This window comes from Dehalococcoidia bacterium (assembly GCA_035310145.1).
Lineage (GTDB): Bacteria > Chloroflexota > Dehalococcoidia > CAUJGQ01 > CAUJGQ01 > CALFMN01.
Map to the genome: position 1 here is coordinate 1 of DATGEL010000039.1, position 11,547 is coordinate 11,547.

The following is an 11,547-nucleotide window of genomic DNA, read 5'->3' on the forward strand; positions in this document are numbered from 1 at the left end:
CGGTCGGTTCCAGGGTTTGCGTGCGCGTGCCCGCCGGTCGCCTCGCCATGCGCGCCCTTGCCCTACCTCAGGTGCGAGTGGCGCTTATCGGAACCCGGGCTCGGCGAACCTCTCAAGCCAAGTTTGCCGGCCTAGAAAAAAAGCCGACGCGACCGGGTGATCCGCCTGGCGGCGCGGCATCCCGACTGGGCCCTGGGGTTCGCGGATGAAGTCTGGTGGAGTCGGGTGAGTCAGCCGGACGCCAACGCGTGGGTGGACGAGCAGCCGCTGCGGCTGCTGGAGCAGACGGTCGCCAGGGACGATCCGGACCCCAAGGCATTGGCCGCCTATGGCCTGCTGGGCCAGGGTGCGGGGGGCGCCGAGCCGGAGGTGTGGCTGCGGTTTGTGACGGCGCGGCCAGTGAGCGGCGCCACGACGGCGTTCTTGGACTGGTGCTGTGCCGGGCTGGCCGCGTGGGGGAAGACGGCGCTGCTGTTTGTCTGGGATAACGCCAGTTGGCATCTCAGCAAGGCGGTGCGTGGCTGGCTGCGGCGGTACAATCGCACGGTGAAGGCGCAGGGCGAAGGGGTGCGGATCATCGCCTGCTTCCTGCCGACGAAGAGTCCGTGGCTGAACCCGATTGAGCCGCGCTGGGTGCATGGCAAGCGCCGTGTGGCCGAGCCCGCGCGGCTGCTGACCGCGGCCGAACTGGAGCAGCGAGTCTGCGACGCCTTCGGCTGTGATCAACTTCAGCATTTAGCCATTCCCGAGGAAGCGGCTTGATTCTGCACTAGTCATCCTTGCCCTTACCGTTGGTCTGGTCCTCAGCCGCTGGAGCGCGGCGCTGATCGGCCGCACGTTTGCCAAGTACTGGGGCACCAAGGCCCTCCTGCTCTGGCTCTGCGGCGTCGGCTGCTGCCTGGCCGTCAACCTGCTCATCTATCTCGTGCCGGCCCTCCAGCCGGCCGCTCTGGCCGTTACCTGTCTCATCGTCTGCACCAGCCTGATCAGCCTGGCCGGGCTGGAGTGGGTGCTGGACCGCCGGGCGCTTGCGCCCGCGCCCGATGCGTTGTTGGACCTGCGGTTTGACGCCGGCGAGCCCGCGCCGCCGGCTGCACCGCCGCGGCAATCGTGAGGAATCGCCATGCCGTTTATCGAACGCGAAGCCACCCCGATTCGCTGCGACGCCTGTCAGGGCAGGGGCATTTGCACCCGCTGCGCCGGCCTTGGCGCGGCCGTCGACTGTCTGGCCTGTCTGCGCTCCGGCCGCTGTGACCGCTGCGCCGGCACCGGCACGATCGTCATTCGCCGCCGGTTCTAAGCCCGCCCACCACGCACGGGAAGGAGCGTGCGCTATGCCTCTGTGATTCCTGATCCGTTGGCTCATCGCGCTTGCCCTGGCCCTGGCCGCCATCCTGATCTTCACCTCGCTGGTGCAGGCCGGCGACCATCTGCGCCATCCGGCCATGCCACGGCTGATGCCGAGTGCGGTGGCCGGCGCCGAGCCGGTGCTCGACCTGCCCGACCTGGCGGCGATCCCGGCCGGCGGTTTTGCCTGCCTGGCCGCAAATCCAAGCTGTCAACGCGGCGACGTCTGGTGGATGGGCTGGTTTGACGAGGATGCCGACGCCGCCCGCCAGTTCGTCACCTTCCGGCCGCTCGGGCCGGACCTGCGTGTCCAGCAGGGACTGGCCGAGGCGGTGCTCTGGGCCTGGATCTCACCGACCGGCCACGACCTGCTGTCCGGGCTGCGGTCGTTCGGGCTGACGATCATCCTGGCGCCGCAGGCGAGTGTGGGACCAGCCACGACGATCGCCGCCTACCGCACCCAGGGCCACCTGATTCTGGTCAGCACGCGCTACGCCAAGGTCTCCTCCTGGGTGCTGGGCGACGTGGTAGTGCATGAGCTGACCCATGCTCGGCAGGACCAGACCGGTCAGCTCCAGTCGGCGAGTGTGGCCGGCTGTGAGGCGGCCGAGATCGGCGCCCGCCAAAGCGCGGTCGCCTATGCCCGCTGGGTGGCCGGTCACTTCGGCACGCTGCCGACGCTGGCAGAGGTCGGCCAGAGCCTGTCGGCCGAGGACAGCGCCCTCATCGCCATGATCGCCGCCGAAGTGGCGGCGCCGGACCTGCGGCCGATCGCCGCCGCTGAGTGTGAGCCAGACAGCGGCCAGCCCGCCGGGAGTGCTACGCCAAGATCACGGAATGCCGTCACCTTTGGACGTGGTCGGTTCCAGACTGCCAGTGGATCTGTGTGCGCTGCGAACGGGCCCAGCTCGCCTGTCCGCACCCAGCCTGGCGGTGGTGCTCGCCGGCGCTGGCGATGTGCGGCTGCTGCGGGCAGCTGCGCTGGCTTGGTATTGACGGACGTGCGCAGCAAGGACAGGAGGCCTGACATGGAAACGCACTGGAAGCTGGTGCTGCAGCGGGCGCAGGCCCTGCGCGCCGAAGTAACGCAGCGCCAACAACACCTAGACCACTTTTCGGGCAAGGCGCTGCGGCAGGAGATGCAGGCCATTTTCCGGCTTGAGGAGGAGGCCAGGGCCCTGTTCCAGCAAGCCGACGCATTGGAGTGTGCCGTCGAGGCGCGGGCGCTGCGACTGGGCATGACGGTCTACAAGCTGCGCATTCCCATGGAGTGGGCGTTGCCGTTCGGCGACGAGCCGCTTTCTACCTGGTTCGCCCGGCCGTTGCGGATCACCTGGTTAGGCCGAACGCAGGCGGACGTGGTTCGGCTGGACGGCCAGCCCTTCCCCGATGGCAGCCGGACGCAGCGGGAACGGCGCACAGACCTGCGCCGCACGCCGGTTCGCTTCTGAACGCAGGCTGCGCCGCCAGCCACCGGCGCGTTGACCGTGTGGCTGGCGCGCGGCCGTTCACCGCCTGATGCAGAAAGCAGGGAATGAGATGAAGACGACACCCGCAACTGGCCTGGAGCCAGGTCAGCCAGCACCTGGCCGGGTTTTACACGGCTTCGCCAAACGACCGTGACATCCTGGCCGCCTCACTCGATGACGAGATCGCAGAGCTGGCCGAACTGGTACGACTGCTCTTCTATGAGCAGCGCGACGATCGGGAGCAGGAGATTGCCGAAGGCATGGTCGACCAGGGCGGCTGGCTGCCCGCAAGCGCGGTGCGACCGCTGCAGACCGAGGCGGAAGCGTGGACCAGACAGGAGTGATGAAGATGACCGAGCAGGCAGATTCCCGCACGCCGGCTGACGCCGCCGACCCGGAGGTGGCAGCGTACCTCCGGGTCGTGGTCAAAGCGGCGCGACAGGTCGCGCGCCGGCGACCTGACCGCGAACCGAGCGAACCAGTCGACAACACGCCAGGCCGCTGGCACAGTGGGCAGGCCACGCGTTCGGGGGACGGAGGATCAACCGCATCATGAGTGAGGGGCGGCGGACGGTCTGCTACTTGCGTTTCTCGTCGGAGCTGCAGCGCGACAGCTGGACGATCGATGCCCAGCGCCATGAGTACGACGAGTTCATCGGCGCCCGCGGCTGGCAGCACGTCGCCGCCTATATCGATGAAGCCCGGCGGGCGTCGTCCGACGACATCGCCCGCCGGCCGGCCTTTCAGCAACTCCTGGCCGACCTGCGTGGCGGCGCCTTCGACACGGTCGTCGTGCACGAGAACTCGCGCCTGGCCCGCAACCAGCTCGTGTTTCAGCAGTTCCTCAAGGCCTGCCGCGAACGCGGCGCGCGGCTGGTCAGCATCGCCGAGGCGATCGACACGACCACGGCCGACGGCGAGATGCTGATGGGCCTCCTGATGCAGTTCTCCCAGCACGCGAGCAAGGTGCTGGGCACGCACGTGGCCAAGGCCAAGCGGGAGCGCGTGCGCCGCGGCCTGGCCAACGGTTCCATCCCGTTCGGGTACCGCCGTTGCGACTGCGGTCAGGGGACCGACGGGAAGTGCCGCGGTCATGCGCCGAAGCCGGTGCCCGAGGAATTCGCGGCGGTGCGGCAGGCCTTCGAGCGCTATGCCACGGGCGCGTACACCGCGACCGCAGTCGCCGCACAGCTCAACGCCGGCGGCTTTCGCACCCGCAACACGCGCAGGGATCCCGAGGTCGGCGTGACCGGGCCACGGCCGTTTGGCAAGGAGTCGGTCGTGGACTTGCTGCGCAATCCGTTTCACGCCGGCAAGGTTCGCTACCGCGACGGCGACCTGGTCGACGGAGCCCACGAGCCGGCCGTGTCCTGGGAACTGTTCAACCGCGTCCAGGAGCAGCTCGACCGCCGTGCCCGCCATGGGCGCAGCGATCGCACCAAGCGGATCTACCTCCTCAACGGCCTGGTGCGCTGCTGGCACTGCGGCGAGCGCCTGTGGGCAATCACGGCGGCGAGGACCGAGAACCGGCACGGGACTCCGATCGCGCCGGTCTTGCGCTCGAAATATCGGGCCATGTGTCACGACCGCGGTAACCACGGGTGCCCGGCGGGCGATGCGTCGCTGAATGTCAACCGGATCGACGCTCAGGTCGAAGCGCTCATAACCGCACTTCGCCTGCCGGCGGACTGGCAGCGGACCGCCGAGCGCCTGCTGGCGAGCGACGGCGAACGGGCCAGTCGCGAGCAGCGGCGGGCGACCGTCCAGGATCGGCTACGGCGGGCAGCCCGCGCCTACGCCGACGGCAATCTGGACGAGGCGGACTATGAACGGCGCAAGCGCGAAGCGGAAGCCGAACTGGCCGGCCTCGCCGTGCCGGCGGAGCAGGAGGTCGTCGGCGCGGGTCGCTTCCTGGCGGATCTGCGCGACCTCTGGAAGCAGGTGGATACGGCGACCCGGCGGGGTATCGTCCAGGCGGTGTTCGAGGCGTTCTACGTGGACATGCGAACGGGCCGGGTAGAAGAATATCGCCCGAAGGCGGCCTTCCGCGAGTTATTGCTAGGGTTAGGCGGTATTCACTTCGGCGACCCCGATGGGATTCGAACCCACGATCTCCACCGTGACAGGGTGGCATGTTAGACCGCTACACCACGGGGCCAAGAAACCGGGCCACGCAGCCCGGTTCATCGATCGTACGGTACCTGTGTTGCCCTGTCAAACCTCGCCCTGACCGGCTCAGGGCGCTGCGACCACCGTGCTACAGCGCCAGGCGCCGGCCGCGCGGCACCCACATCGGGCCGTCTTCGGCAGGGACCGCCGGCTCGTCGATCGCGCGCAGGCTCTCGCGCGAGACGTCGGGGCTGCGAATCGCGCCTTCGAAGCGCGGCTCGTGCAACTCGCGCAGGCGCACGGCCAGGTCGTCGGCGCCGGCCTCGGTCAGGTTGGCGGCCAGCACATCCACGCCGTCGGCGAACGCCCGCGCCTCGATGCGCCAGTCGGCCGGGCTCAGGTCACGTGTGAGCTTGCGCCAGGCGCGTTGCACCTCGGCCGGCGCCAGCGCAGCGGCGGCCTCGGGCTCGGGGCTGGTGAAGAGGTCGATCAGCACGCTGAGCAGCGATTCCGCGGGCCAGGCGTCCTCCGCCTCCTCGTAGGCCCGCGCCCGCGCGACGATCTCCCTGACACGCACGCCGCCCCTCCCTGTTGTCATTGCATCACCGCTGCCCCGTTATCCTATTGCATCCTTCGCGGCAAAGACAGGCCGTTACGACAAGCCGCACCCCTGCGATTCTGTGCTACCATTGCTCCGGCAACGGCAGGCTCTCCCCTCGCTTCGCCCGCGCAGCAGTACGGGTTCGCCCGAGCGCCACGGCGTGCAGCAGGACGCGCGACCGCGACGCTCTCCGTCTTCACGGAGCGGCCCGGCCTCGGCAACGAGCGAGCAGCCGCCGCAGCCGGAAACGAGGCGCTCCCGTGGCGATCGCGCCATCCCGCCGGGTGGACGCCGCCCGCCCCGCCGAGGGCAGCGGCGGCCCACCGCGGCGACGCACCGTCGCCCTCGACGAGTCGCGGCTCGACCGCTCCGTGCTGGCGCTGGCCTGGCCGGTGCTCGTGCAGCAGCTCGCGCTGTCGCTTGTGCAGCTTGTCGATACCTTTCTCGTGGGCCATATCGACAACACGGGCAACGCGCTGGCCGGCGTGGGGCTGGCCACCTTCATTCAGTGGACGCCGCAGGCCGGTGTCTTCGCGATCGCCGCGGGCACCACGGCGGTGCTCGCCCGCGACATTGGCAGCGGTCAGCCCGATCGCGCCGCGGCCGCGCTGCGCCATGGCCTGCTGCTCTCGCTGCTCTGGGGTCTCGTCGGCACGGTCTTGGTTTTCTTCGCCGCGAACTGGACGATGGGCGCGATGGGCGCCACCGGCGACGTGCTCACGCTGGGCGCCTCCTGGCTGCGCTGGGCCTCGCCCGGCATCCTCTTCGGCTCCTTGCTGTTCGTGGCGAACAGCGCCCAGCAGGGCGCGGGCGACACGCGCACGCCGATGGCGGTGATGCTCTGCGTCAACATCGTCAACGCGATCGTGGCGTTCGGGCTGATCTACGGCTCATGGTTCCTGCCGAAGCTGGGCGTACGCGGCTCCGGCATCGGCTTCTCCGTCTCGCAATTGGTCGGCATGGCGCTGACCCTGGCGATCCTGACGAAGGGCCGCGCCGGCCTCCGGCTGCACTGGCCGTCGTTGCGCCGCTGGGATGGCGAGACGGCGCGCCGCATCCTCAACGTAGGTGTGCCGTCGGGCGTGGAGCAGGTGCAGTTCCAGTTCGCGATGCTGGTCTACACGCGGATCATCGCCAGCCTGGGCGAGACGGCGCTGGCGGCGCACAGCGTGGCGATCCGCATCCAGGGGCTGGCCTTCATGCCGGGCATGGCCTTCCAGCAGGCGGCCACCGCCTTCACCGGCCAGGCGCTGGGCGCCGGCAAGCCGCAGCTGGCCGAGCGCGCGACCTTCGCGGCCATGCGTTTCGCGCTCTACATCCTCGGCGGCGTGGCGCTGCTGCTGGCGCTGTTCGGCGGGCCGATCACCAGGGCGTTCGTCGACGACCCGGCCGTGACCAGCGACGGCCGCCAACTGCTGCTGATCTTTGCCGTGGCGCAACCGGCGATCGCGATCGCCTTCACCTTCGCCGGCAGCCTGCGCGGCGCGGGCGACACGCGCGCGGTGATGGTGATCTTCGCGATCTCGCCCTGGATCCTGCGCGTGACGTTGGCCTATCTCTTTGCGATCGTGCTGGGCTGGGGCGTGGGCGGCGCCTGGATCGGCGCCGTGGCCGACATGTGGGTGCGGGCGGGTCTCACCTTCCTGCGCTTCCGCCGCGGCCGCTGGCAAACCATCCGCGTGTAGGGCGCTCGGCCCTCACCCTCACCCCCTGACCCCTCTCCCAATCCTGGGCGAGGGGGGACGCAAGGCCGGAAGATTAGGGCTGAAGGCGTAGCTGGGAGCGGCGCGACAGGCGCACGCGGAGCGCCTCTGCAGCACTCGGCTAACCCGGCACGGCCCTGGAACTCCCTCCGCCGGATCGCCCCTCTCCCTCTCCCAGGATTGGGAGAGGGAGAGGGGACGGGGTGAGGGCGAGGGCCGCCCCCGCCGCCTGCCTCATAGCCGCAGCTTGGGGTCGAAGGCGTCGCGCAGACCATCGCCGAGCAGGTTCACGCAGAGCACGGTGATCAGGATCAGCAGGCCGGGGAAGATGGCGAGGAACGGCGCACTGATCACGTAGTCCTGCGCGTTGGTCAGCATGTTGCCCCAACTCGGCGTCGGCGGCTGAATGCCGAGGCCCAGAAAGCTGATCGCCGCCTCCGCCGTCAGGTTTGTGGCGAAGAGCAGCGTGCCGCTGACGATGATCGGCGCCATCGCGTTGGGCAAGATATGGCGCGCGGCGATGCGCCACCAGGGACAGCCAAGCAGCTCCGCCGCCTGCGTGTAGTCGCGGGTGCGCGCGGCGATGAACTCCCCGCGCACGATGCGCGCCAGCACCGCCCAGTTGAACAGGCCCAGGATCAGGATGATGCTCGTGACCGAGGGCCGCGTGATCGCCGCGGCCAGAATCAACAGCAGCAGGAAGGGCAGCGTCAGGAAGAGCTCGATCAGCCGGTCGGCGATGCCGTCGACCCAGCCGCCGAAGTAGCCGGCCAGCATGCCGACCAGCGTGCCGATCCCTGTTGCGATCAGCGCCGAGAGCAGCGAGATCTCCAGCGAGTTGCGCCCGCCATAGACGGCGCGATCGAAGGCGTTGCGGCCGAACTCGTCGCGGCCGAAGAGGGCGCTGCCGGAGGGCGAGGCGAAGGTGTCGCTGCGCACCTGCGTCAGCGTATCGGTGTAGGGCAGCCAGAGCGGCGCCGAGAAGCAGATGCCGGTCAGCACCAGCAGCACGATCAGGCCGCTGACGGCCAGCCGGTGCCGCAGCAAGCGGCGCAAGATCACAAAACGGCGCGCCGGCGCTTCCTGCGCCAGCGTCGCCGCACCGATCGTTTCGATCACCTGTGCCACGGCGGCTCCACGCCGTCCGGCGCTCGCTTCGCCGCGGGCGCCGGCACTCCCGTACCGTCTCAATGCAGCGTCACGCGCGGATCGACCACACCGTACCAGAGATCGGCCAGCAGGTTGGCGAGCACAATCACCGCGCCGGAGAGCATCACCAACGCCATCACGACCGGGATGTCGCGCCGCACCGTGGCCGTGACCGTGAGCTGGCCGAGCCCGTTCCAGTTGAAGATCTGCTCGGTAATAATCGCACCACCCACCATGTCGGGCAGGCTCAGGCCGAGCAGCGTGATGATCGGCATGATCGCGTTGCGCAGCGCGTGGCGGAACAGCACCTCGCGCCCCGTCAGCCCCTTCGCCCGCGCCGTGCGCACGTAGTCGAGCGAAAGCACTTCGAGCATCGAGGAGCGCAGGTAGCGCGACCAGCCGGCCGTGCGGATCAGCGTCAGCACCGCCAGCGGCAAGATCAGGTGCTTGAGATGGTCCAGCAGGCTGAAGCTGCGGCCGATCGTCTGCGTGCCGCCGGTGGGCAGCCAGTGCAGATCGACGGAGAAGAAGAGGATCAGCAGGATCGCCAGCCAGAACGACGGGATCGAGATGCCGAGAAAGCTGATCACGGTGACGACGTTGTCGCCGAACGAGTACTGGCGCACGGCCGAGAAGACGCCGATCGGCAGCGCGATCAGCAACGAGAGCAGGATCGAGCCGCCCAGCAGCTCGGCCGTGCGCGGCAGCCGCTCCCAGAGGATCGTGAACACCGAGCGTTGTTGCAGGACGGAGATGCCCAGGTCGCCGCGCAGCCAATGGCCCATCAGGTGGAAGTACTGCTGGTACCAGGGCAGATCGAGACCCAGGTAATGGCGCAGGCGGATGATCTCGGTCTGGCTGGCGCGCTCGCCCAGGGCGAACTCCGCCGCATCCCCCGGCGCCAGGTGGATCATCAGGAAGACGATCAGCGAGATGCCGATCAGCAGCGGAATCGCCTGCACGAGCCGGCGGATAACGTATCGTCCCATACAGGCGATCCCGCCCCGAACGCATTCACCGCTAGCCGGGCGTTATCCAGACTTCCAGAGCTTCCAGGTGTCCCAGTACTGCCACATGGCGTTGGGCTGGAAGCCGAGGAAGTTCTTCTTCACCAGGATCAGATCGCGCGGGAAGCCGAACCAGAGCGCCGGCAGGTCGTCGTTGATGATCGCCTGGAACTGCCCGAGCAGGTCCTTCTGCTTCACCAGGTCCGGCTCGCGGATGATCTGATCGAGCAGCTTGTCGGCCTGCGGGTTGCTCCAGGCGCCGGCGTTGAGGCCGTTGGCTTTCACGCGCGGATCCCAGTCGCTCTTGTAGTAGCCGTAGTCGCTGAAGCCGGCGAAGAGGATGCGGCTGGCGAAGTAGAGATCCCAGTCGAACACCTTCAGCCGGCGGTTCTTCAGCGTCTGCGGCTCCAGCGTGTCGATCTGCAGCGCGAGGCCGAGCTTGCGGAAGTCCTCCTGCACCGAGACGGCGATCTTGTCCACCGGGTACTGCTGGCTGTTGGAGATGATGCCAATCAGCTTGATCGGCTTGCCGTCCTGGCCGACCAGGCTGCCCGAGCTGTCCTTCTTGTAGCCGGCGTCGGCCAGCATCTGCTGCGCCTTCGCCTGGTCGTAGTCCGGGCTCTTCAGCGTCGCGTTGTACGCCCAGGGGAAGGCGATCGAGCCGATCTTCTGCTCGTCGACGAAGCCCTTAAAGATCGCCTGCGCGTAGCCTTTGCGGTCGATGCCGATCGAAAGCGCCTGGCGCACCTGCTTGTTCTGCATGAACTCGGGGTGGTCCTGCTTGGTGCTCTTGAAGTTGATCCAGGCGTTCATGAAGGCCACCGCCGGCGGGTCGTAGAGCCAGGCCTCCTGGTTCTTGACCTGGTCGACCTCCGTGGCCGTCACCGGCCAGAGCAGGTCCGTGCTGCCGTTCAGCCAGGCGGTGATCTGCGCCTCGGTCTTGTCGACCTGCTGGAAGATGAACTTCTGGAAGTGCGGCTTGCCCGCCCAGTAGCTGTCGTTGCGCGCGTACTGGATGTTGGGCGGCGAGTCGCCGGGCGCGTACTTCGTCTGCTTCCAGGCGCCGGTGCCGATCAGCATCTTGTCGGTGTACGGGTAGTCCTTCAGGCTCTTCTTCTGGTTCCAGAAGTCGTTGAACTGCGCCTTCTGCATGATGAACTGGTTGCAGGCGTTGAGGATCCAGTCGCCCGAGGTGTCCGAGAGGTCGAAGCGGATCGTCTGCGCATCGACGACGACCGGGTCCTTCTGCATCAGCGGGAAGAAGCGGGCAACGGCGCTGTCGGGGTCGTCGCGGTAGGCGATGAAGGAGAAGGCGACGTCATCGGCGGTGAAGGGCGTGCCGTCGTGCCACTTCACGTCGCTGCGCAGCTTGAAGGTGTAGCTCTTGCCGTCGGGCGAGATCGACCAGCTCGAGGCCAGCCAGGGCTTGGGGTCCAGCGTGTACTCGTCGATCCAGACCAGCGGGTCGTAGACGAAGGTGTAGGGCGAGTAACTGTTGAGCGCGGTGGGGTTGAAGGCGCTCAGGTCCTCGCTGCGGATGATCGTCAGCGTGTCGCTGTCAACCGGCGAGCCGGTGTAGCTCGGATACGGCTCGGTGCGCACCGTCAGCTTGCCGATCGTGGCTGGCGCCGCCACGCCCGCGGCCGGGCTGCCGCCGCTGGCCGCCGCGGCTGCCGGCGTGCCCGTGGCGCCGGCCCCGGCGCCCGTGTTCGGCGCCGCCGACGGCGCCTGCGGCGTGGCCAGGTTGCTGGCGCCCTTGTTGTTCGCGGCGCCGCCGGTAGTGGCGGCCTTCTTGTTGTTGTTGCCGCCGCCGCAGGCGGCGAGCACCGGGCCGACAAGGCCCGCCGCCATCAGGCTGCCGAGCAGTCGACGGCGGCTGATCAGCATCCGGGCGAACCGTTGTTCAGCGCTCTCGGTTTCGGGCTGCGGAGTCATACCTGGCCTGTCCCTTCACTCCGTCCAGGAGGCGCGCGGGTGCGCTGCTCTGGGGACGGGATGACGAATCCCTTCGCAGATAGACCGGCCGTTTGTTTCAATCCGCACCCGGCGCCTGCGCCAGGTGCGATGCCTTAGCATACACCCCCTCAGGGATGGCGTGCGCGTATCGCCCACGCCCACCGGCTGCACGCCAAACGGCAGCTCCGTTGCATGTCGCGGGCGTG

General features: G+C 68.5%; 9 protein-coding genes and 1 tRNA gene. 5 read left to right on the forward strand and 5 right to left on the reverse strand.

Going from position 1 to position 11,547, the window contains the following annotated elements; all coding sequences use genetic code 11:
• Positions 1 to 156 precede the first annotated feature (156 nt).
• From VKV26_07020 to VKV26_07035, 4 genes are all read left to right on the forward strand, one after another.
• Positions 157 to 762, forward strand: coding sequence for a transposase (locus tag VKV26_07020; GenBank protein ID HLZ69649.1), 606 nt, complete (start codon positions 157 to 159; stop codon positions 760 to 762).
• 163 nt (positions 763 to 925) lie between these two features.
• On the forward strand, positions 926 to 1,114 hold the full coding sequence (locus VKV26_07025; protein ID HLZ69650.1) for a hypothetical protein: 189 nt from the start codon (positions 926 to 928) through the stop codon (positions 1,112 to 1,114).
• 9 nt (positions 1,115 to 1,123) lie between these two features.
• Positions 1,124 to 1,300, forward strand: coding sequence for a hypothetical protein (locus tag VKV26_07030; protein HLZ69651.1), 177 nt, complete (start codon positions 1,124 to 1,126; stop codon positions 1,298 to 1,300).
• A 112-nt stretch (positions 1,301 to 1,412) separates the two neighbouring features.
• Complete coding sequence (locus VKV26_07035) at positions 1,413 to 2,798, forward strand: hypothetical protein (protein HLZ69652.1); 1,386 nt, start codon at positions 1,413 to 1,415, stop codon at positions 2,796 to 2,798.
• 2,102 nt (positions 2,799 to 4,900) lie between these two features.
• On the opposite strand, the gene VKV26_07040 is transcribed toward VKV26_07035, so the two are convergent.
• A tRNA-Asp gene (locus tag VKV26_07040) sits at positions 4,901 to 4,974 on the reverse strand.
• 99 nt (positions 4,975 to 5,073) lie between these two features.
• Positions 5,074 to 5,502 carry a hypothetical protein gene (locus VKV26_07045; protein ID HLZ69653.1) on the reverse strand — a complete coding sequence of 143 codons (429 nt, stop codon included), beginning with the start codon at positions 5,500 to 5,502 and terminating at the stop codon, positions 5,074 to 5,076.
• A gap of 284 nt (positions 5,503 to 5,786) precedes the next feature.
• Here VKV26_07045 and VKV26_07050 point away from each other — a divergent pair, with 284 nt between their 5' ends.
• Entirely contained in the window at positions 5,787 to 7,211 is a 1,425-nt protein-coding gene (locus VKV26_07050; GenBank protein HLZ69654.1) for an MATE family efflux transporter, read from the forward strand.
• A 252-nt stretch (positions 7,212 to 7,463) separates the two neighbouring features.
• Here VKV26_07050 and VKV26_07055 read toward each other — a convergent pair whose 3' ends face one another.
• Genes VKV26_07055 through VKV26_07065 form a run of 3 tightly spaced genes read right to left on the reverse strand, consistent with a single transcriptional unit; the run spans position 7,464 to position 11,272 of the window.
• On the reverse strand, positions 7,464 to 8,357 hold the full coding sequence (locus tag VKV26_07055) for an ABC transporter permease (protein HLZ69655.1): 894 nt from the start codon (positions 8,355 to 8,357) through the stop codon (positions 7,464 to 7,466).
• Between the two features lie 59 nt (positions 8,358 to 8,416).
• Complete coding sequence (locus VKV26_07060; protein HLZ69656.1) at positions 8,417 to 9,367, reverse strand: ABC transporter permease; 951 nt, start codon at positions 9,365 to 9,367, stop codon at positions 8,417 to 8,419.
• 42 nt (positions 9,368 to 9,409) lie between these two features.
• Positions 9,410 to 11,272, reverse strand: a complete 1,863-nt coding sequence (locus tag VKV26_07065; GenBank protein HLZ69657.1) for a peptide ABC transporter substrate-binding protein — start codon at positions 11,270 to 11,272, stop codon at positions 9,410 to 9,412.
• Between the last annotated feature and the right edge of the window lie 275 nt (positions 11,273 to 11,547).

Excerpts from the sequence above, each read along its gene's own strand:
- VKV26_07030 (HLZ69651.1), top strand. The coding sequence starts at position 1,124 with ATGCCGTTTATCGAACGCGAAGCCACCCCGATTCGCTGCGACGCCTGT.
- VKV26_07060 (HLZ69656.1), bottom strand. The coding sequence starts at position 9,367 with ATGGGACGATACGTTATCCGCCGGCTCGTGCAGGCGATTCCGCTGCTG.
- VKV26_07065 (HLZ69657.1), bottom strand. The coding sequence starts at position 11,272 with ATGCTGATCAGCCGCCGTCGACTGCTCGGCAGCCTGATGGCGGCGGGC.